The organism is Enterobacter cloacae complex sp. P1B (assembly GCF_014982345.1).
Taxonomy (GTDB): Bacteria; Pseudomonadota; Gammaproteobacteria; order Enterobacterales; family Enterobacteriaceae; genus Enterobacter; species Enterobacter bugandensis.
The window spans coordinates 502,147-521,839 of the sequence record NZ_JADCLF010000013.1 but is presented as its reverse complement, the minus strand read 5'-3'; the positions used below and the strand labels follow the sequence as shown (position 1 = coordinate 521,839).

The 19,693-nt window shown below is 58.5% G+C and carries 19 protein-coding genes; 9 read left to right on the top strand and 10 right to left on the bottom strand.

Annotation, left to right across the window (positions count from 1 at the left end; translation table 11 throughout):
* From INF77_RS15275 to INF77_RS15255, 5 genes are read left to right on the top strand one after another with little or no spacing between them, the layout of a single operon-like run.
* Positions 1 to 723, top strand: a complete 723-nt coding sequence (locus INF77_RS15275; protein ID WP_193531836.1) for a DUF1365 domain-containing protein — start codon at positions 1 to 3, stop codon at positions 721 to 723.
* Entirely contained in the window at positions 720 to 1,940 is a 1,221-nt protein-coding gene (locus tag INF77_RS15270; RefSeq protein WP_193531837.1) for a cyclopropane-fatty-acyl-phospholipid synthase family protein, read from the top strand. The genes INF77_RS15275 and INF77_RS15270 overlap by 4 nt, the downstream gene beginning before the upstream one ends.
* Positions 1,937 to 2,422 (top strand): DUF2878 domain-containing protein, encoded by a 486-nt coding sequence (locus INF77_RS15265; protein ID WP_028013061.1) that lies wholly within the window; start codon positions 1,937 to 1,939, stop codon positions 2,420 to 2,422. Before INF77_RS15270 ends, INF77_RS15265 begins: the two co-directional genes overlap by 4 nt.
* Entirely contained in the window at positions 2,419 to 2,943 is a 525-nt protein-coding gene (locus tag INF77_RS15260) for a hypothetical protein (RefSeq protein WP_048960633.1), read from the top strand. Before INF77_RS15265 ends, INF77_RS15260 begins: the two co-directional genes overlap by 4 nt.
* The gene (locus tag INF77_RS15255; RefSeq protein ID WP_028013063.1) at positions 2,940 to 3,473 is read left to right on the top strand and encodes a DUF3833 domain-containing protein; all 534 of its coding nucleotides are present in this window, start codon (positions 2,940 to 2,942) and stop codon (positions 3,471 to 3,473) included. The genes INF77_RS15260 and INF77_RS15255 overlap by 4 nt, the downstream gene beginning before the upstream one ends.
* On the opposite strand, the gene INF77_RS15250 is transcribed toward INF77_RS15255, so the two are convergent.
* The gene (locus INF77_RS15250; protein ID WP_193531838.1) at positions 3,470 to 3,925 is read right to left on the bottom strand and encodes a DMT family transporter; all 456 of its coding nucleotides are present in this window, start codon (positions 3,923 to 3,925) and stop codon (positions 3,470 to 3,472) included. The two genes, INF77_RS15255 and INF77_RS15250, sit on opposite strands and share 4 nt — an antisense overlap.
* Before the next feature lie 4 nt (positions 3,926 to 3,929).
* Positions 3,930 to 4,364, bottom strand: a complete 435-nt coding sequence (locus INF77_RS15245) for a DMT family transporter (RefSeq protein WP_028013065.1) — start codon at positions 4,362 to 4,364, stop codon at positions 3,930 to 3,932.
* 95 nt (positions 4,365 to 4,459) lie between these two features.
* Here INF77_RS15245 and INF77_RS15240 point away from each other — a divergent pair, with 95 nt between their 5' ends.
* Positions 4,460 to 5,392 carry a LysR family transcriptional regulator gene (locus INF77_RS15240; protein ID WP_193531839.1) on the top strand — a complete coding sequence of 311 codons (933 nt, stop codon included), beginning with the start codon at positions 4,460 to 4,462 and terminating at the stop codon, positions 5,390 to 5,392.
* A 5-nt stretch (positions 5,393 to 5,397) separates the two neighbouring features.
* Here INF77_RS15240 and INF77_RS15235 read toward each other — a convergent pair whose 3' ends face one another.
* Both INF77_RS15235 and INF77_RS15230 read right to left on the bottom strand, forming a co-directional pair.
* Positions 5,398 to 6,426 carry a methionine synthase gene (locus tag INF77_RS15235; protein ID WP_041910105.1) on the bottom strand — a complete coding sequence of 343 codons (1,029 nt, stop codon included), beginning with the start codon at positions 6,424 to 6,426 and terminating at the stop codon, positions 5,398 to 5,400.
* A 23-nt stretch (positions 6,427 to 6,449) separates the two neighbouring features.
* A complete protein-coding gene (locus INF77_RS15230; protein WP_193531840.1) occupies positions 6,450 to 7,424 on the bottom strand; it encodes a DUF1852 domain-containing protein in 975 nt (324 codons plus the stop codon).
* Positions 7,425 to 7,678: 254 nt separating this feature from the next.
* Between INF77_RS15230 and INF77_RS15225 the strand changes: the two genes are divergently transcribed.
* Positions 7,679 to 8,218, top strand: coding sequence for a DUF2058 domain-containing protein (locus INF77_RS15225; RefSeq protein ID WP_049137897.1), 540 nt, complete (start codon positions 7,679 to 7,681; stop codon positions 8,216 to 8,218).
* A 7-nt stretch (positions 8,219 to 8,225) separates the two neighbouring features.
* On the opposite strand, the gene INF77_RS15220 is transcribed toward INF77_RS15225, so the two are convergent.
* Positions 8,226 to 8,912, bottom strand: coding sequence for an RluA family pseudouridine synthase (locus tag INF77_RS15220; protein ID WP_049137896.1), 687 nt, complete (start codon positions 8,910 to 8,912; stop codon positions 8,226 to 8,228).
* Positions 8,913 to 9,001: 89 nt separating this feature from the next.
* Positions 9,002 to 9,607 (bottom strand): FMN-dependent NADH-azoreductase, encoded by a 606-nt coding sequence (azoR, locus tag INF77_RS15215; protein ID WP_008502313.1) that lies wholly within the window; start codon positions 9,605 to 9,607, stop codon positions 9,002 to 9,004.
* Positions 9,608 to 9,812: 205 nt separating this feature from the next.
* Between azoR and hrpA the strand changes: the two genes are divergently transcribed.
* On the top strand, positions 9,813 to 13,715 hold the full coding sequence (gene hrpA / locus INF77_RS15210) for an ATP-dependent RNA helicase HrpA (protein WP_193531841.1): 3,903 nt from the start codon (positions 9,813 to 9,815) through the stop codon (positions 13,713 to 13,715).
* Positions 13,716 to 13,769: 54 nt separating this feature from the next.
* Here hrpA and INF77_RS15205 read toward each other — a convergent pair whose 3' ends face one another.
* From INF77_RS15205 to INF77_RS15190, 4 genes are all read right to left on the bottom strand, one after another.
* Entirely contained in the window at positions 13,770 to 14,429 is a 660-nt protein-coding gene (locus INF77_RS15205; protein ID WP_063437347.1) for an O-methyltransferase, read from the bottom strand.
* A 102-nt stretch (positions 14,430 to 14,531) separates the two neighbouring features.
* Complete coding sequence (locus INF77_RS15200; protein WP_193531842.1) at positions 14,532 to 15,911, bottom strand: efflux transporter outer membrane subunit; 1,380 nt, start codon at positions 15,909 to 15,911, stop codon at positions 14,532 to 14,534.
* Positions 15,908 to 16,990: an HlyD family secretion protein gene (locus tag INF77_RS15195; protein ID WP_047368507.1), complete on the bottom strand. Its 1,083-nt coding sequence runs from the start codon at positions 16,988 to 16,990 to the stop codon at positions 15,908 to 15,910. The genes INF77_RS15200 and INF77_RS15195 overlap by 4 nt, the downstream gene beginning before the upstream one ends.
* Before the next feature lie 22 nt (positions 16,991 to 17,012).
* On the bottom strand, positions 17,013 to 18,665 hold the full coding sequence (locus tag INF77_RS15190; RefSeq protein ID WP_048959898.1) for an MFS transporter: 1,653 nt from the start codon (positions 18,663 to 18,665) through the stop codon (positions 17,013 to 17,015).
* A 202-nt stretch (positions 18,666 to 18,867) separates the two neighbouring features.
* Here INF77_RS15190 and INF77_RS15185 point away from each other — a divergent pair, with 202 nt between their 5' ends.
* Entirely contained in the window at positions 18,868 to 19,662 is a 795-nt protein-coding gene (locus INF77_RS15185) for a YdcF family protein (protein WP_193531843.1), read from the top strand.
* The last annotated feature ends 31 nt before the right edge of the window (positions 19,663 to 19,693 follow it).

Genomic DNA, 19,693 nt, shown 5'->3' with positions numbered 1-19,693 from the left:
ATGAACAGCTGCCTCTATCACGGCGTATTGCGCCACCGCCGCCTTCAGCCGAAAACGCATGAATTCAGCTACGGCGTTTTTATGGCCTGGCTGGATCTTGATGAACTGCCGCTGCTGGCATCCGTCGGTGTGCGGCGCAACCGCTTTGCCGCCGCCGCGTTCCATGACGCGGACTATCCGCTCGGCACGCCGCTTAAAGAGAACGTGCTGAACAGGCTGGAGAGCCTGACCGGGGAACGTCCCGCAGGGCGGGTCATGCTTCTGACGCAGCTGCGCTACTTCGGGTTTCATTTCAATCCGGTCAATTTTTACTACTGCTATGACCAGGAAAACACGCTTCGCTGGGTGTTGGCGGAGGTGCGCAACACGCCGTGGAACGAGCGCCATTATTACGCGGTCGACGGGCAACATGCCCGGCCCACGGAGAAAGCGTTTCACGTTTCCCCCTTCAACCCGATGGACATGGTCTACCACTGGCGCTTCAACAACCCGGACAACACGCTGCATATGCACATTGAAAATCATCAGGAGGCGAAGGTCTTTGACGCCACGCTGGCCCTGCGCCGGGAGCCTCTGACCCGCCCGGCGCTGCACGCGCTGCTGCTGCGCATCCCGCTGATGACTCTGAAAACCGTTTTCGCCATTTACTGGCAGGCGCTGAGGCTGTGGCTCAAGCGCGTGCCGCTTTATAATCATCCCGTCAGCAGGAGTGAACGCTCATGACCGATCCCGTCTTTGCGCTAGAACCCGATATCCCGCGCAACGTCCGCATCGCGCGATGGCTGCTGTTTCGTCTGTTAAGCGGCATTCGCGGCGGCTCACTCACCCTGCGTGAAGGGGCGCAGACCTTCCATTTTGGTGAGACATCCTCCGCGCTGCACGCCGACGTGCAGATCCTCACGCCCGGCGTCTACTGGCGCGTCTTAACGGGCGGAAGCCTTGCCGCCGCAGAAGCCTGGATGGACGGCGAATGGGAGACCGCACAGCTTACGCCGCTTCTGCAAATTCTGGCCCTCAACGGCGAGGTGCTTGGTCGTCTGGAGAACGGGTTTCGGCTGCTTGGCCGACCGCTGGAGCGGCTGCGCCACTGGACGCGGCGCAACTCTCGCGCCCAGGCCCGCGAAAATATTGCCGCCCATTACGATCTGGGCAACGCTTTCTATGCCCATTTTCTGGATAAGGAACTGCTTTACTCCAGCGCACTGTTTACCGCGGACGAGCAGGATCTGACGGCGGCTCAGCAGGCCAAAATGGCTCGCCTGTGCGAGCAGCTGGCGCTAAACCCGGGTGATCACCTGCTGGAAATTGGCACCGGCTGGGGGGCGATGGCGGAATACGCCGCCCGTCACTACGGCTGTCGGGTGACCACTACCACGCTGTCGCAGGAGCAATATATCTGGGCGACCGAGCGCATTGCCCGCGCCGGGCTGCAGGATCGGGTTGAGGTACTGCTCTGCGACTATCGCGACCTCACCGGGCAGTACGACAAGCTGGTCTCGATAGAGATGATTGAAGCCGTCGGGCAACGCTATCTGCCTACGTTCTTCCGTACCTGTCAGGCGCGGCTGCGCCCCGGTGGACGGATGGCGATTCAGGCCATCACCATTCAGGACCAGCGCTACCGCGACTACAGCAAAAGCGTCGATTTTATCCAGCGCTACATTTTCCCCGGCGGCTTCCTGCCGAGCATTACGGCGATGAACGAGCTGATGACGCGCCACACCGATTTCGTGGTGCGCAATCTCTTCGACATGGGGCCGCACTACGCCCGCACACTGGCCCACTGGCGGCAGCGCTTTGTCCACGCCTGGCAGGAGATTGAAAAGCTTGGCTTTGATGAACGGTTCCGCCGCATGTGGCTGTACTACTTCGGCTACTGCGAAGCCGGGTTTAACGCCCGCACCATCAGCGTGGTGCAGCTGATCGCCGAGCGCGTATGAGACGCTACCTTCAGGTCTTTCTGCTGGCCGTCGCGTTCGATCTCTACTGGGCGCTGGTAGTGCTGTTTCGGGAACAGGGCCTGATTATCTGGCTCGGGCTGGCGATCCTGGCGTGCCTGCTCTTGCCGTCAGCATACCGTCTTTACGCCATTGGGCTGGCCGCGGCGGGCAGCCTGCTGGATGCGCTCTGGGCGTTGACGGGGCTGATTGCCTTCACGGGCGACTCCCTGATGCCACTCTGGATGGTGGCATTGTGGCTGATGTTCGCCGTGGTCTGGACGCAGCTTGCGCGTACCACCACGTTACCCGGCTGGCTGCTGACCCTGCTGGCGGCCGTGGGAGGCCCGGTGGCCTACCTGATTGGCGAGCGGTTGGGCGCCATCACGTTTCTGGAGCCGACCTTTATCGTCGTCAGCTGGATGGCGCCGGGCTGGCTGGTGCTGATGCTGTTTTTCCACCTGCTAATGGGGAGACAAAAATGAGGACTGCGGTTCTGCTGTTTTGGCTCATGCTGGTTGTTCCTGGTGCTCAGGCCGCCGACTGGCTGGCCTGGCGCAAGGTGGGCGACGCCACGCTGACCTGGGGGCCGTTCACGGTCTATACCTCTCAGCTCCGCACGCCGGATGGCCGTTACAGCCGGGACGATCAGGATCAGGCGCTGATTATTACCTACGCGCGCGACATAGATCGCGATGAACTGGTTGAGGCGACCCGCGACCAGTGGCAGGCGCAGGGGATCCTGACGCAGGAACCGCAAAGTGAAGCCTGGCTAAGGATGCTCCAGTCCCTGTGGCCGGATGTCAGACCGGGTTCACAGCTGGCGTTTGTTCTCAACGATAAGCAGGGGCAGTTCTGGTACCGCGCGTCGTCGGCGCAAAAATCTTTTATTCCGCTCGGTCCGCGCCAGTCAGAAGCGTTCAGCACCCGCTTTCTGGCCATCTGGCTCGATCCCCGCACGCAATATCCTGAGCTGCGTCAGCAGCTAATCGGAGGCAAAAAATGAAACGAATCCTGACGCTGGCGCTGGCATTCACGATGCTGCTGGCCGGCTGCAGTACGGAGGTGTCCGAGTATCGTCAGCAGCAGCCGCGGCTTGATATCTTCCACTACTTTCAGGGCAAAACCGAAGCGTGGGGCATGGTGCAGGATCGCAGCGGCAAGCAGATCCGCCGCTTTCACGTTGAGATTGCCGGGGACGTCATCGGCGATACGCTGACGCTGAACGAGCGCTTCGTTTACGACGACGGCGAGAAGCAGCAGCGGGTATGGCACATTCGCCGCGTGGGGAACGACCGCTACGAGGGAACGGCAGGTGATATTGAAGGGGTTGCCACCGGGCAGGCCGCAGGCAACGCCTTTAACTGGCATTACAGCATGAACGTGAAGGCCAACGGCAAAACGTGGCTGCTGAACTTTGATGACTGGATGTACCTGCAGGATGAGACGCATCTGTTCAATAAAACCGAGATGAAGAAATTTGGCGTCACCGTCGCCACGGTGACGCTGTTCTTTACCCGGAATACGGAAGCTTAGTCGCGAACATCGCCGGTTTTGCTGCTGGAGTAAATGAAGTACAGGGCAATCCCCAGGCACACCACCGCGCCCAGACGGCTCGGTGAAAACGGAATAGCGGGATTGTTCAACCAGCCAAAGTTATCTATCAGCATGCTCATGGCGAGCTGGCCGAATATCACCGCCACCGTGGCGACGGCGGTGCCGATGCGCTGCACGGCGAGCACCATGATCACAATGTAGGGCACGCCGAACATCGCCCCGAGAAGCTGCCATTTCGGCACGTCCAGCAGCGTGACCGTCTGTTTAGGCTCAAAGAAGAAAATGAGCAGGGCGGTCACCAGCGCGCCGACGGAAAACGTCAGAAACGCGCTCTTGAAAACGCCCACGCTGCTGCCGAGCTGTCCGTTAATTGCGGCCTGTATGCTCAGCGTCGCCCCGCCGCAGATGGCCAGAATTATCATCAGTGTCATGTGTTTACCCCTTTGCGACCAGTACCAGTGCGGCAATAATAAAAACCAGCGCCACGATGCGTCTTGCGTTTATCTTCCTGTGCGGCGTACCCAGCAGGCCAAAGTGGTCAATGATCAGGCTTTTAAAAACCTGACCTGCCAGAATGCCGATCATCGTCAGAGCGATGCCGATAGCGGGGGTGGCGATAGTCAGAATGACAACGTAAACAGGACCCAGCACGCCGCCGAGCAGCTGCCAGCCGGGCTGTGCGAAAAACGACGGACCGTTGCGCGGGCTGAAAAACAGCATCAGCAGAAAGGTCAGCGCAGCGCCGACCCCGAAAATGCTGAACGTGGCCCATAAATCGCCTACTTCTCCCCCTAACGGCCCCAGCAAACCCGCCTCGACGGAGAGGCCCATCCCGCCGGCAATCACCAGTAAAATCAATACAAACTGCATTATGCTTCCTCCATTATCAGGCGAAGAAGATTACGTCGGTAGACATGTGAGAAAAATGCCATAATGCAGGAAACACCTTTGCAGGAAATGCATTAATGTCAGATGCCGGAAGCATGAACCTTCGCTCACTGCTGCTGTTTATTGCCGTCTATGAAACGCAGAACTTTTCCGTCGTTGCGCGACGGGAGGGAATTTCTGCCTCGCAGGTGTCGCGGATTATTCATCAGCTTGAGGACGCGCTCGGCCAGCAGCTGTTCTATCGCAATACCCGGGCGGTGATCCCCACGGAAAACGGGCATCTTTTTATCCGGTATGCCCGGGCGATGGTGGATAACTTCGAAGAGGCGCGTCGGGAGCTGGATGAACGTTCGACCGAACCCTCCGGCACGGTACGCATTAACGGGCCGGTATTTTTTGGACAGAGGCACGTTGCACCCGGCCTGGCAGGCCTGGCCGAGCGTTATCCACGGTTAACCATAGAGCTGACGCTGACCGATGACTTTATCGACCCGCACCGGGATGCCGCCGACCTCATTTTTCGCATCGGCACGCTGACGGACTCGACGTTCCACGCCCGCATCTTCGGGCAGCAGCGCTACCATCTTGCCGCGTCGCCCGCGTATCTGCGTCAACACGGCGTACCGGCCGACCCGGCCGAGCTGAGCCAGCATAAATGCCTGGTGTATCGCGGTTCGTCTGGCCCTAATCGCTGGCTTGTGCGACGCAAGGGGGAGAATTGGGTGCACTATCCCGTGGCGCCGTTGATGACGTCCAATAATGCGGAGTCGCTGCTCACTGCCGCGCTGGGTGGAATGGGGATCGTCCTGTTTCCGGACTGGCTGATTGGCGACAGGCTGCAGCGCGGGGAACTGGTCGCTCTTATGCCGCAAATGGCGTGCGCTATCAATACGGAGCCGCTGAATATTGCGGCGATCTATCCTCACGCACGTCATCCGCCCCTGAACGTCAGGGCGGTGATTGATTATTACGTGGCGTTTTTCGGCTCGCCGCCGTACTGGCAAACGTAAGGCAATTACGCGCCGAGCTCCTTGCGGATAATTTCTGCGCCAGCGCTGAGCGCCTTCAGCTTACCGTTAGCCACCTGACGGGAGAGGGGAGCCATGCCGCAGTTGGTTGAGGGGTAAAGCTTGTCGGCGTCGACGAACTGCAGCGCTTTACGCAGGGTGTCGGCGACCTCTTCTGGCGTTTCGACGGTGTTGGTTGCCACGTCAATCGCCCCAACCATCACCTTTTTACCGCGAATCAGCTCCAGCAGATCCATCGGTACGCGGGAGTTGTGGCACTCCAGGGAGATGATGTCGATGTTAGAGGTTTGCAGCTTAGGGAAGGCCTCTTCATACTGGCGCCATTCTGATCCGAGCGTCTTTTTCCAGTCGGTATTGGCCTTGATGCCGTAGCCGTAGCAGATGTGTACCGCGGTTTCGCATTTCAGACCCTCAATGGCGCGCTCGAGCGCGGCGATACCCCAGTCGTTGACCTCATCAAAAAAGACGTTAAACGCCGGCTCGTCGAACTGGATAATATCCACGCCCGCGGCTTCTAATTCGCGCGCTTCCTGGTTGAGGATTTTGGCGAATTCCCAGGCCAGCTTTTCGCGGCTTTTATAATGCGCGTCGTAAAGGGTATCGATCATGGTCATTGGCCCAGGCAGGGCCCATTTGATCGGCTTGTCCGTGAGCTGGCGCAGGTACTTTGCATCGTCCACGAATACCGGCTTCTGACGCGCAACGGCAGAAACCACGGTCGGCACGCTGGCGTCGTAGCGGTTACGAATGCGCACCGTCTGGCGATTTTCAAAATCGACGCCGCTCAGGTGTTCAATAAAGGTGGTGACGAAGTGCTGACGGGTCTGTTCCCCGTCGCTGACGATATCGATTCCCGCACGGATCTGCTCGTCAAGAGACAGGCGCAGTGCATCCTGTTTACCCGCCAGTAATTCCTGATCCTGCAGTTTCCACGGAGACCAGAGCGTTTCAGGTTGCGCAAGCCAGGTCGGCTTAGGCAGGCTGCCAGCCGTAGACGTCGGGAGCAATGTTTTCATAATAAAAGACCTTTTTTGATGAATTAAAGCGTGTAGTTATCAGACCACTGCTCGAGAATGTGTTTATAAGGCTTAATGAAATATTCTTCGCTAAATCGACCCTGTTCAATCGCCAGCCGGCTTCGCTCTTCGCGGTCATAAACAATTTTGGTTAATGAATGATCCTGCTGGTTCAGGTCCGGGCGATAAAACAGTCCCGCCGCCGAGTTCGCGTTATAAATTTCCGGGCGATAGATTTTCTGGAACGTTTCCATCGTGCTGATGGTGCCGATCAGTTCCAGATCGGTGTAATCGCTCAGCAAGTCTCCGGTAAAGAAGAACGCGAAAGGCGCCACGCTGTTCTCAGGCATGAAGTAGCGGACCTTGAGGCCCATTTTGGCGAAGTACAGTTCCGTTAACGACTCGCCATCCGGCGCGTACTCAATACCCAGAACAGGGTGCTGGTTACCGGTGCGGCGATAGGTGTCTTTGCTCGAGACGCTCAGGCAGATCACCGGGCCCTTTCTGAAGTTCTCTTTGTATTCCTGCGAGTTCACAAAATGGCGGAAAATATTGCCGTGCAGTTCGCCAAACTTTTCCGGAATACTGAAGTGCTGCTGGTTCTTGTTGTGCTCCAGCAGCAGGACGCTGAAATCATAATCCCGCACGTAAGAGGAGAAGTTATTCCCGACAATGCCTGCGATACGCTGGTTATTTTTCTTGTCGACAATATACGTCTGCAAAATCTCAATGGCCGGGAACGGCTTTTCCGCGCCAATGTTCAAATCGACAGAGATGATTTCAAGCTCAACCGCGTAGCGATCGGCGGTCGGGTTATCCCAGCGCGCCAGGGCATTAAAGCGGTTATTGATCATCACCAGCGTATTGCGCAGGTTTTCCTGACGTTTTTCCCCACGTGCCAGGTTGGCAAAGTTGGTGGTCGTACGCGTATTTTCTGACGGGTTGTAATTCTCATCGAAGCAACTGCGCTTAAGGGTATATGTGAAAGCTTTGCTCATTGTGGTTATGCATCCTAAGTTCATGTTGCTAAGAAGTTACCAATGCATAATTTATGCCTGAGCCCGCAGCGCAGGGGAAGTGACTTAATTTCAATGCAACATGAGGGAAGTTCATGAAGTGTAATGCTCGCGGTGTTGCTGCCTTTCTTGCCGGGTGGCGCTGCGCTTACACGGCCTACGATTCTCCTAATGTCGCACTCTTTCCCCAATTCCCGTTATAATCCCCAAAATTTCCAACCGGTTTAGAAACGATCATGACAAAACTCACCTTACAAGAGCAGATGCTGAAAGCGGGCCTCGTCAGCAGCAAGAAAGCGGCGAAAGTGCAGCGCACGGCAAAGAAATCACGCGTTCAGGCACGTGAGGCTCGGGAAGCGGTAGAAGAGAATAAGAAGGCGCAGATCGAGCGTGACAAGCTGCTGAGCGAGCAGCAGAAGCAGGCCGTACTCGCGAAAGAGTTTAAAGCGCAGGTGAAGCAGCTGATCGAGATGAACCGCATCACCGTGGCGAAGGGTAACATCACCTTTAACTTCACCGACGGTAATCTGATCAAAAAAATTGAGGTCGACAAGCAGACGCAAACCCAGCTGATCAACGGCCGTCTGGCCATTGCGCGCCTGGTGCTCAATGCAAACGGCGATTGTGAATACGCGATCATTCCGGCGGTGGTGGCTGATAAAATTGCCCAGCGCGATGCCGACAGCATCGTGTTAAACAGCACGCTCAGTCAGGAAGAGCAGGACGAAGACGATCCGTACGCGGACTTCAAAATTCCTGACGATTTGATGTGGTAAACCGCGTTCAAAACGGGGCGGCGTGGCGGGCGTTAACCGGCTCTCCGCTCACGGGATGAATAAAATTCAGCTCGCTGGCATGCAGCATCAGCCGGGGCGTTTCCTTAGCCCCCGGCGCGTCAAGACCGCCATACAGATCGCAGCCCAGAATAGGGTGCCCCAGCTGTTGGCAGTGGATGCGCAGCTGGTGGGTTCGCCCGGTTTCCGGCGTCAGTTCCACCCGCGTTAACGGCACTCCTGTCCCCCGAAAAAAACGTTCCACCACCCGATAGCGGGAACGGGCGGGTTTACCGTTGATGGCGCAGATCGACATCAGCGGGAACAGCGCCGGGTCTTTGGCAATGGGCGCGTCTATTATTCCCTCGTCGTTTTCCAGATGCCCATAAAGCAGGGCGCTGTAGACTTTCTCCACGCTGCGCTGGCTGAACTGCTGGCAAAGCGCCGCGTTGATGGCCTTATTGCGCGCAACCACCATCAGCCCGGACGTGCCGAAATCCAGACGGTGTACCAGCGTGCAGCCGGGGAACGTCTGCACCAGACGATAATGGACAGAATCGAGGTTTTGCGGGTTTTTGCCCGAGAGGCTGAGCAGGCCAGAAGGCTTATTAATCAGCAGCAGATGTTCATCCTGCCAGAGGATCTCAATGTCGTCGTGACACGGTGGGGCAATAAAAGAATCGATAATCGCAGACATCAGGCCGCCCGGCTGGAGAGTGGGAGCGGATGATAGCGAAATGCGGGGAAAAGAAAAACCCTCCCACCGGGCGGTGAGAGGGGGAAATCTTACGCGGCTACCAGGCTGTCGATGGCGGCTTTCGCGTCGGTCTGCGCTTTGGTCGCCACTTCAGGACCGTAAGCGATGCCTTCCGCGAACACAAAGTTCACGTCGGTAATGCCGATGAAGCCCAGGAACAGGCTCAGGTACGGCGCAACCAGGTCAGTTGGGGTATCTTTATGGATACCGCCACGGCTGGTCAGGACGATCGCACGCTTGCCTTTTACCAGACCTTCCGGGCCGTTCTCGGTGTAGCGGAAGGTTACGCCAGCGCGCGCCACCAGGTCGAAGTAGTTCTTCAGCTGGGTAGGAATGTTGAAGTTGTACATTGGGGCGTTGATGACGATAACGTCGTGCGCCTGCAGCTCAGCAATCAGCTCGTCGGACAGGGCCAGGGCTTCCTGCTGACGCGGGGACAGTGGCGCATCGCTTGGGCGCAGCGCGCCAACCAGCTCGCCGTCCAGCACAGGAATGGGGTTTGCTGCCAGGTCACGCACGGTGATTTCGTCTGCAGAATGCTGTTCACGCCACTGTTCAACGAAGTAATCAGACAGCTGACCAGACTGAGAGTACCCTGCCAGAATACTGGATTTCAAAACTAATACTTTGCTCATGGGTGATTCCTGTTGTTGCATTTGATTGAAGGGGGGGGCCCCGTTGCTTGTTGACACTTTATTCACAATCCTGCCACAGAGATAGCGCAATATATCGAAGTCTATGTTCGAATTTTTTGAATAAGGCGCTAAAAGCGTCAATGTGGTACTCTATAGCAATCATTAAAAAGAGATTTTATCCGGCAGAGCACTGCCCGTTAACGCTATGACAGAACAACAAAAATTCACCTTCCCGATGCTCCTGCAACAGCTCGATTCTCTGACGCTGCGCGATAAACAGCGCTTCGCCCGCCGTCTGCACGGCGTGAAGAAGGTTAAAAATCCTGATGCACAACAGGCCATTTACCAGGAGATGGCCAAAGAGATTGAACAGGCGGCAGGGAAGGTTGTGCTGCGCGAAGCCGCGCGTCCGGCGATCACCTACCCGGAAAACCTGCCCGTCAGCCAGAAGAAACAGGACATCCTTCAGGCCGTCCGCGATCACCAGGTGGTGATTGTCGCGGGGGAAACCGGTTCAGGCAAAACTACCCAGCTGCCGAAAATCTGCATGGAGCTGGGCCGCGGGGTGAAGGGGCTGATTGGCCACACCCAGCCGCGTCGTCTGGCGGCGCGCACCGTGGCGAACCGTATTGCCGAAGAGCTGCAGACGGAGCCGGGCGGCTGCATCGGCTACAAGGTACGATTCAGCGACCACGTCAGCGACAACACCATGGTCAAGCTGATGACGGACGGTATCCTGCTGGCGGAAATACAGCAGGACCGCCTGCTGATGCAGTACGACACCATCATCATTGACGAAGCGCACGAGCGCAGCCTGAACATTGACTTCCTGCTTGGCTATCTTAAAGAGCTGCTGCCACGTCGCCCTGATCTGAAAATCATCATCACCTCCGCGACCATCGACCCGGAGCGCTTCTCAAAACACTTCAACAATGCGCCCATTATTGAAGTGTCGGGCCGCACCTATCCCGTGGAAGTGCGCTATCGCCCGATTGTGGAAGAGGCGGACGATACCGAGCGCGATCAGCTGCAGGCCATCTTCGACGCCGTTGACGAGCTGGGCAACGAGAGCGCGGGTGACATCCTGATCTTCATGAGCGGCGAGCGCGAAATTCGCGATACCGCCGATGCGCTCAGCAAGCGCGACCTGCGCCATACCGAGATCCTGCCACTGTACGCGCGCCTGTCGAACAGCGAGCAAAACCGCGTCTTCCAGCCACACAGCGGACGCCGCATCGTGCTGGCGACCAACGTGGCGGAGACCTCGCTGACCGTACCGGGGATTAAATACGTTATCGACCCGGGCACGGCGCGCATCAGCCGCTACAGCTACCGCACTAAAGTCCAGCGGCTGCCGATTGAGCCGGTCTCCCAGGCGTCTGCTAACCAGCGTAAGGGCCGCTGCGGCCGCGTGTCTGAAGGGATCTGTATTCGTCTCTATTCCGAAGACGATTTCCTGTCGCGCCCGGAGTTTACCGACCCGGAAATTCTGCGCACCAACCTGGCGTCCGTTATCCTGCAGATGACCGCGCTGGGGCTGGGCGACATCGCGGCATTCCCGTTTGTGGAAGCGCCGGACAAGCGCAACATTCAGGATGGCGTGCGTCTGCTGGAAGAGCTCGGGGCGATTACCACCGACGAGCAGGCGAGCATCTATAAGCTGACGCCGCTGGGCCGCCAGCTCAGCCAGCTGCCGGTCGACCCGCGCCTGGCGCGCATGGTGCTGGAAGCGCAAAAGCACGGTTGCGTGCGCGAGGCGATGATCATCACCTCGGCGCTCTCCATTCAGGACCCGCGCGAGCGTCCGATGGACAAACAGCAGGCGTCGGACGAAAAGCACCGCCGCTTCCACGACAAAGAGTCCGATTTCCTCGCCTTTGTGAACCTGTGGAACTACCTCGGCGAGCAGCAGAAAGCGCTCTCCTCGAACCAGTTCCGCCGCCAGTGCCGCGTGGATTTCCTTAACTACCTGCGCGTGCGTGAATGGCAGGATATCTACACCCAGCTGCGCCAGGTGGTGAAAGAGCTGGGCATTCCGGTGAACAGTGAACCGGCGGAGTACCGCGAAATTCATATCGCGCTGCTGACTGGCCTGCTGTCCCATATCGGGATGAAAGATGCAGATAAGCAGGAATATACCGGCGCGCGTAACGCGCGTTTCTCCATCTTCCCGGGTTCCGGCTTGTTCAAGAAGCCGCCGAAGTGGACCATGGTCGCGGAGCTGGTGGAAACCAGCCGCCTGTGGGGGCGCATTGCCGCGCGCATCGACCCGGAATGGGTTGAGCCGGTGGCGCAGCACCTGCTGAAACGCTCGTACAGCGAGCCGCACTGGGAGCGCGCGCAGGGCGCGGTGATGGCGACCGAAAAAGTGACCGTTTACGGCCTGCCGGTGGTCGCCGCGCGTAAGGTCAACTACAGCCAGATCGATCCGGCGCTCAGCCGCGAGCTGTTTATCCGCCACGCGCTGGTGGAGGGGGACTGGCAGACGCGCCACGCGTTCTTCCGTGAAAACCTGAAGCTGCGCGCCGAGGTGGAAGAGCTTGAGCACAAGTCCCGACGCCGCGACATTCTGGTGGACGATGAGGCGCTGTTTGAGTTTTACGACCAGCGCATCAGCCATGATGTTATCTCCGCCCGCCACTTTGACAGCTGGTGGAAGAAGGCCAGCAAAGCGACGCCGGACCTGCTCAACTTCGAAAAGAGCATGCTGATTAAAGAGGGGGCGGAGTCGGTCAGCAAGCTCGACTACCCGAACTTCTGGCATCAGGGCAACCTCAAGCTGCGTCTGACCTACCAGTTTGAACCGGGCACCGACGCGGACGGCGTAACCGTCCACATTCCGCTGCCGCTGTTAAACCAGGTCGACGAGAGCGGGTTTGAGTGGCAAATTCCCGGCCTGCGCCGCGAGCTGGTGATTGCGCTGATCAAATCCCTGCCGAAACCGGTGCGGCGCAATTTTGTGCCAGCACCAAACTATGCGGAAGCGTTTCTGGGCCGCGTCACGCCGCTGGAACTGCCGCTGCTGGACGCGCTGGAGCGTGAGTTCCGCCGCATGACCGGCACCACTATCGACCGCGAAGACTGGAACTGGGATCAGGTGCCCGATCACCTGAAAATCAGCTTCCGCGTGGTGGATGATAAAAACAAAAAGCTGCTGGAAGGGCGTTCCCTCAGCGAGCTGAAAGAGGCGCTGAAAGGCAAAGTTCAGGAGACGCTTTCTGCGGTGGCGGACGACGGCATCGAGCAGAGCGGGCTGCATATCTGGAGCTTTGGCCAGCTTCCGGAAAGCTACGAGCAGAAGCGCGGCAACTATAAGGTCAAAGCCTGGCCGGCGCTGGTGGACGAACGTGACAGCGTGGCGATTAAGCTCTTTGATAACCCGCAGGAACAGCAGCAGATGATGTGGCGCGGGCTGCGCCGCCTGCTGCTGCTCAACATCCCGTCGCCCATCAAGTATCTGCACGAAAAGCTGCCGAACAAAGCCAAGCTGGGGCTCTACTTTAACCCATACGGCAAAGTGCTGGATCTGATTGACGACTGCATCTCCTGCGGCGTGGACAAGCTGATCCACGAGGCGGGCGGCCCGGTCTGGACAGAAGAAGGTTTTGCGAAGCTGCATGACAAGGTTCGCGCCGAGCTGAACGACACCGTGGTGGAGATTGCCAAACAGGTCGAGCAGATCCTCACCGCCGTGTTCAATATCAACAAGCGCCTGAAGGGGCGCGTGGATATGACCATGGCGCTGGGGCTGTCGGACGTGAAGGCGCAGATGGCGGGGCTGGTGTACCGCGGCTTTGTCACCGGCAACGGCTTTAAGCGTCTGGGCGATACGCTGCGCTATCTGCAGGCGATCGAAAAACGTCTGGAGAAAATGGCGATCGATCCGCACCGCGATCGCGCGCAGATGCTGAAGGTCGAAAGCGTGCAGCAGGCGTGGCAGCAGTGGTTAAACAAGCTGCCGCCGGCGCGCCGCGACGATGAAGATGTGCAGGAGATCCGCTGGATGATCGAGGAGCTGCGCGTCAGCTTCTTTGCTCAGCAGCTCGGTACGCCGTATCCGATTTCGGATAAACGTATATTGCAGGCGATGGAGCAGATTTCCGCTTAACGTCCTTGCCCGGTTTTCTCCCTCTCCCACAGGGAGAGGGTCGGGCTGATGCCTTCACCCATTCACAATCGCCAGCGTAAACCCATCCCATCCCTTAACCCCCACCGTTTGCAGTGCGGTGGCGGTTAAGCGCGGGTTATCCCCCGTCATCTCGATAAAACGCCGCACGCCCAGCACGCGCGCGTCGTCGCTTTGCCCGTTAATGACCTCGCCGTCGCGGACCACGTTATCGCCGATAATCACCGTGCCGGGACGGGAATAGTGCAGCGCCCACTCCAGATAGCCGGGATTGTTTGGCTTATCGGCATCAATAAAGATCAGGTCGAACGGCGGAACGTCACCGAAATTCTCCAGCGAGTTCAGCGCCGGGCCTTCTATTAATTCAATACGATCGTTCAGCCCCGCGAGGCGAATATTCTGGCGGGCAACATCGGCATGCGTTGGGTCCGCCTCGAGCGTAATCAGCTTTCCGTCCGGCGGCAGGGCGCGCGCCATCCAGATAGAGCTATAGGCACCCAGCGTACCGATCTCAATAATGCGTCTTGCCTGCGTCATGCGCACGAACAGCGCCAGCAGCTGTCCCTGATTGGCCGCAACATCGTGTTCGGGTAGCCCGGCGCGTTTGTTGTTTTCAAGAACCTTCTGAAGAACCTCATCCTCAGGGATAAGCGAAGAAATCATGTAATTATCTACTGCAGACCATTGTTGTTGCATAGATTGACTCCTTGAGAGGGATTGCCGGGTGGCGGCTACGCCTTACCCGGCCTACGGGTGCGAAATGCAGGTCCGGGAAGCAAAGCGCCACCGGGCAGGTTTTCAGGCACTGACCCATCCTCCGCCCAGTGCTTTATACAAATCAATCTGCGCTAGCAGCAGGTTATTTTTTACCTGCACCACGCTGGTCTGGACCGAGTACAGCGTGCGCTGCGCGTCCAGCACGTCAAGATAGGATGAATAACCGTTGCGATAGCGGTTCTGCGCAATGCGCAGCGTCTCCCGGGCCACATCCTGCTGGGCAAGCAGTTCCGTCAGCTGTTCCTGATAGCGCGTAATGGCATCAAGGCTGTTGTTCACTTCGGCAAACGCGTTACGCACGGTTTTTTCATACGCATACAGCGCCTGGTTACGCTGGGACTGGGAAATATCCACCTGCGCGTTCAGCGCCTGGCGGTTCAGCAGCGGGGCGAGAATGCTTCCGCCTGCGCTCCAGAGCTGGAGCGGGTTGTCCAGCAGGCCGGAGAGGGTGCGATCCTGAATCGATCCGGTTGCGGTCAGGTTGATTGACGGCAGCAGGCTGGCGCGTGACGCGGCAAGCGAGGCGTCAGCCGCGACCAGCTGTCGCTCAGCCTGCACGATATCCGGCCGACGATTCAGGAGCGTGGAGGGCAGCTGTGACGGCAGCGTGAGCGGCGTCAGCGCCGCAAAGCTTTCGCTACGCGCTACCGCACCGGGATTGCTTCCCAGCAGCAGGCTCAGGGCATTCTCCTGTTGCGCAATCTGATGCCGCAGCACGGGCACCTGCGCTCGCGTTGAGCGAAGCTCGGAATCCGACTGCATCAGCTCCAGGCGCGAACTGTAGCCCGTCTCAAGCTGGCGTTTGGCAAGATTAAACGCCTCTTCGCGTGATTTCAGCGTGGATTCGGTCACGCGCAGCTGTTCATCAAGCGAGAGCAGGGTGACGTACCCGGAGGCAACGGACGAGGCGACGGTGAGATCCGCAGCCGCGGCGGCGGCTTTTTGCGCCTCCAGCGAGGCTTCGGCGGCATTGGCCGTGCTGCGGTTGACGCCCCAGATATCAACATCATAGCTCGCCGTCAGGCTGCCTCTGTACAGCGTGCTGTAGACCGGCAACCCGGTGGCGGCGGATTGCGAACGGGCGCGCGTCCCGGTTACGCCCGCGTCGAGCGAAGGAAACAGGCTGCCGTCGGCGGCAAAGACCCGCGTCTGATATTCGTTAATTCGTTCCCGCGCGATCAGCACGTCGCTGTTGTTTTTTAGCGCCTGGTCCACATAGCGGTTGAGGTTGTTGTCATGAAAATTGCGCCACCAGAGCTGTTCCGTCGGGCTGGTTGGCCCTGAGACGGCGCGCCATTGAGCCGGAATTTGCAGGGTCGGCTGCGCCGGCTTGACGTCAACGGACTGGCATCCGGCCAGCATGAGCGCCCCCACCAGCGCGGCTATCGGGCGAAGGATCATGGCTTCGCCTCCCGCGTATCAATCGTCACCTGTACCGACATACCCGGACGCAGCAGCGCAGACTCTTCAGGCTTACCGAGCACCTCAATGCGCACCGGAATACGCTGGGCGATTTTGACAAAGTTGCCGGTGGCGTTGTCCGGCGTGATAGCGCTGAATTCAACCCCGGTCGCCGGCGAGATGCTCTCTACGCGGCCCTGATACGCTTTGTTGTTTAAGGCATCGACGGTAAACTTCACCGGCTGACCGACGCGCAGCTCCGCCAGCTGGGTCTCTTTGATGTTGGCAATCACCCAGTGCTGCGGCGGTACCAGCGTAGTGAGGTGCGTTCCGGCGGTCACGTACGCGCCGAGACGCACGGCAATCTGGCCGAGCTGGCCGTCGCGCGGGGCGATAATGCGGGTGTTTTGCAGGTCAATCTGCGCCAGCTCCAGCGCCGCTTTGGCGTTTTCAACATCTGCCTCCAGCGCGCCGCGGTTCACAATCACCGTCTGCAGATCCTGACGCGACATCTCAAGCGTGGCTTTCGCCTGGTCGATATCCGCGCTGCCCTGAGCCGCACTGGCCAGCGCGGCATCGCGCTCGCGTATGGAAAGCGACCCATCCGCCGTCAGATCCTTCACGCGCTTTAAATCCGCCTGGGTTTTCAGGCTCTGGGCGCGGGCATTTTTCAGCGCGGCTTCATTTTTGGCAATGGTCGCTTCGGCGCTTTTCCGCTGCTGCAGGTTGTTATTCAGCGCGGCAATTTTCATCGCCAGCTGCGCCTCGGCCTGATGGACGCGCTGGCGATAGATGCGGTCATCGATCTGCAACAGCAGATCGCCTTTTTTGACCTGCACAAAGTCCTGCACCTTCACCTCGGTGATATAGCCATTAACCTGGGGGCTAATGAACGTCGTCTGGCCGCGCACGTAGGCGTTGTCGGTAAACTGCGCGTGGCGGGTAAACGGCGGCAGCTGCCAGGCGTAAAGAATGACCAGCACGCCAACAATACCGATGGCAGCGGCGGTGAAAACGGAAACAATGCGCACATTTTTGCGGGTGTTGGCCTGCTCTTTGGCGGCATCCTGCTGACTCATAAACTCTCCAGAAATATTACAATTATTTGTTGCCGGTGGCGTTCTTCAGCGCCATACGGGCAGTAATGCGCAGGCGCAGCAAGCGCCATAAAATCCAGACCAGCGTGGCGGCAGCGATGCTTGCCGTCAGCAGATAAGTATCGTTGTAGGCCAGAATATTTGCCTCAAGGGTGGTCACCGTCTGTAGCTGGGTAATGGCCTGCGTTCCCAGCAGCGTACTGTCGCCAATCAGGCTTTTATACATCTGGGTATAAAGCTGAATCCGCTCGTTGACCAGCGGGTTAAGCGTGGTGAGCTGATCCGCCAGCAGGCTGGAGTGGTATTTCTCGCGCCAGGTCTGGAAGGTGCCGAGAATCGCCGATCCCAACAGGCCGCCGAGGTTCTGGCTCATGCCAAACATGACCGAAAAGCTGACCAGGTTGCGCGGGTCGGCAATTACCCCGCCAATGGCGGCCAGCATGGCGGGCGCCAGGAAGAAGGCGCTGCCGAAGCCCAGCAGGAACTGGCTGACCATCAGCTGATCCGGGCGGGTCAGGTTATTGGACTGGCTGTCCAGCAGCGAGGCAACAATCATCAGCGCCAGAGAGGTGATAATCGGCCACGCCAGCTTTGTGGGCTTGATGGTGAGGCAGCTGGTGACGATCCCGCAGACGATCCCGGCGAAAATAGACCACGCCAGATGGGTCATCTGCTCATTCTGTAACCCCACGTACTGCAGCCAGCCGATGACGCCGGTATTTTGCTCCGCCAGCACGATGCGGATCAGCAGCATGATCAGCCCCAGGCGAACGATGCTGCCGCTCGACAGCCAGCGGGTGTTCAGCAGCGGGTTGGCGCGGTTATGTTCAAACACGATGGCGGAAACAATCAGCACCAGCGATAGCGCCAGCGACCAGCCGATCCACGGCGCCTCGAACCACCAGTCAAGACGGCCTAAAGAGAGCACGGCGCAGAGCAGGGCCATTCCGGGAGCCAGTAAAAAGAAGGTGACAAAGTCTTTCTTCTCGAAGACCTTGCGTCGGTCACCCGGCGGCAGTTTTAAGGCGATTACGCAGGCCAAGGAGATCAGCGCCAGCCCCAGTTCAAAGAAATAGAGCCCGCGCCACTCGTCCAGTTGGAGAAGCTCAGTGGAAAACAGACGCGCCAGCGGAATAGCGAGCGACGATCCGGTGATCCCGATGGTAAGCGCCTTCAGGCGATGCTTCGCAGGCCAGGCCTGGATTTGGTAGTAAATCCCCAGCGAGCTGAGCGCGGCGGCCACCATCCCGTGCGCGGCGCGTACCATCAGCGCGGAGCTGAGGTCGTTAACGAACAGGTGGAAAAAGGTGACCAGCACGTAGAGCACCAGAAAACCTTCCGTAAAGGCGCGCAGGCCGTACTGTTGACGAAATTTGACCAGCAGCAGGTTAATGGAGATGTTGGTCATCACATAGACTGCGGGCAGCCAGGCGATTTCGGTCGACCAGGCCCCGAAGGTTCCCTGCAGGTTTTGCAGGTTGGCGGTAACCACCGCATTGCCCAGTGCCCCCGTCAGGCAAACCAGCAGCCCAACGACGCCATAGGCGACGCGTTTTGGCGTACTGTGCTCGGGAGTGGAAGGCGAACCCAGCAGGGCGGGTTTCTCATGGGGCTGCCACTCGCGAGGAGCATAAGGGTCGCGTTCGGGCAGGCGCATAACGTCATTACCTTAGAAATGATTGAATAATTAGCGGGCTAGCGATTCTACGTCTGCCGCAAATGATAATTCAAGTGAATATGATTTGCGCATGTTAATCAAATGTACGAGAGAAATTTAAGGAAAAAGAGCGGCCCGATGTCGCCGTTGTGTTGAGAACCTGAAGTCGCTACCCTGAAGGGATAGCGAGAAGGAGTTCATCATGGAACAGACCCATTTTCCCATCCTGCCGGATGCCACGCTGGCGGCTATCAATACTGTCGGTGAATGGCTGGCGCAGGACGACCTGAGCGGCAGCCGCCAGCCCCCGGACGTCGATGCGGTAATTCTGGCAGGGAACGCGGTGATCCCGACCATTGAGGCAGCCTGCCGTATTGCCGCGCAGCGAGAAATCCCGCTCCTGATTAGCGGCGGTATTGGTCATTCAACCGCGTTTTTATATTCAGCTATCGGCAATCATCCGCGTTATCACACCTTACAAGTCGAAGGGCGGGCCGAAGCGAGCATTCTTGCCGACGTTGCGCGGGCGTTCTGGCAGATCCCCGAGGCGCGCCTGTGGGTTGAAGATCGCTCCACCAACTGCGGTGAAAACGCGCGCTTTAGCTGGAACATGCTGAAAGAGCGTCAGCGGACAAGCGGGCGCGTGCTGGTGGTGCAGGACCCAACGATGCAGCGCCGCACGATGGCGACGTTTGCCCGCGTGTGCCGCGATGAACCCGCATCACCGCAGTGGATCAGCCATCCCGGGTTTACGCCAGTGCTGCAAAACGGCACAGAGGGCGTGGAGTTTAGTGGGGGCAATGCCGGGCTGTGGCCCGTTGACCGGTATCTGTCGCTGGTTCTGGGTGAACTGCCGCGGCTGTATGATGACGTTAACGGCTATGGCCCGGCCGGGCGGGATTTTATCGCCCACGTTGCCTTTCCGGAGGCGGTGACTGCCGCGTGGAAACAGCTACAGCAGGATCCTGTCCTGAAGGGCGCACGTAAAATAATTTAGGCACGGAACAATCCCCTCGCCCCATTGGGGA

Coding starts and splice junctions, on each gene's coding strand:
- INF77_RS15205 (WP_063437347.1), bottom strand. CDS start 14,429: ATGCAACAACAATGGTCTGCAGTAGATAATTACATGATTTCTTCGCTT.
- INF77_RS15225 (WP_049137897.1), top strand. CDS start 7,679: ATGACAAAACTCACCTTACAAGAGCAGATGCTGAAAGCGGGCCTCGTC.
- hrpA (WP_193531841.1), top strand. CDS start 9,813: ATGACAGAACAACAAAAATTCACCTTCCCGATGCTCCTGCAACAGCTC.
- INF77_RS15275 (WP_193531836.1), top strand. CDS start 1: ATGAACAGCTGCCTCTATCACGGCGTATTGCGCCACCGCCGCCTTCAG.
- INF77_RS15220 (WP_049137896.1), bottom strand. CDS start 8,912: ATGTCTGCGATTATCGATTCTTTTATTGCCCCACCGTGTCACGACGAC.
- INF77_RS15230 (WP_193531840.1), bottom strand. CDS start 7,424: ATGAGCAAAGCTTTCACATATACCCTTAAGCGCAGTTGCTTCGATGAG.
- INF77_RS15250 (WP_193531838.1), bottom strand. CDS start 3,925: ATGACACTGATGATAATTCTGGCCATCTGCGGCGGGGCGACGCTGAGC.
- INF77_RS15185 (WP_193531843.1), top strand. CDS start 18,868: ATGGAACAGACCCATTTTCCCATCCTGCCGGATGCCACGCTGGCGGCT.
- INF77_RS15270 (WP_193531837.1), top strand. CDS start 720: ATGACCGATCCCGTCTTTGCGCTAGAACCCGATATCCCGCGCAACGTC.
- INF77_RS15190 (WP_048959898.1), bottom strand. CDS start 18,665: ATGCGCCTGCCCGAACGCGACCCTTATGCTCCTCGCGAGTGGCAGCCC.
- INF77_RS15235 (WP_041910105.1), bottom strand. CDS start 6,426: ATGAAAACATTGCTCCCGACGTCTACGGCTGGCAGCCTGCCTAAGCCG.
- INF77_RS15260 (WP_048960633.1), top strand. CDS start 2,419: ATGAGGACTGCGGTTCTGCTGTTTTGGCTCATGCTGGTTGTTCCTGGT.
- INF77_RS15245 (WP_028013065.1), bottom strand. CDS start 4,364: ATGCAGTTTGTATTGATTTTACTGGTGATTGCCGGCGGGATGGGCCTC.
- azoR (WP_008502313.1), bottom strand. CDS start 9,607: ATGAGCAAAGTATTAGTTTTGAAATCCAGTATTCTGGCAGGGTACTCT.
- INF77_RS15255 (WP_028013063.1), top strand. CDS start 2,940: ATGAAACGAATCCTGACGCTGGCGCTGGCATTCACGATGCTGCTGGCC.
- INF77_RS15265 (WP_028013061.1), top strand. CDS start 1,937: ATGAGACGCTACCTTCAGGTCTTTCTGCTGGCCGTCGCGTTCGATCTC.
- INF77_RS15200 (WP_193531842.1), bottom strand. CDS start 15,911: ATGATCCTTCGCCCGATAGCCGCGCTGGTGGGGGCGCTCATGCTGGCC.
- INF77_RS15240 (WP_193531839.1), top strand. CDS start 4,460: ATGTCAGATGCCGGAAGCATGAACCTTCGCTCACTGCTGCTGTTTATT.
- INF77_RS15195 (WP_047368507.1), bottom strand. CDS start 16,990: ATGAGTCAGCAGGATGCCGCCAAAGAGCAGGCCAACACCCGCAAAAAT.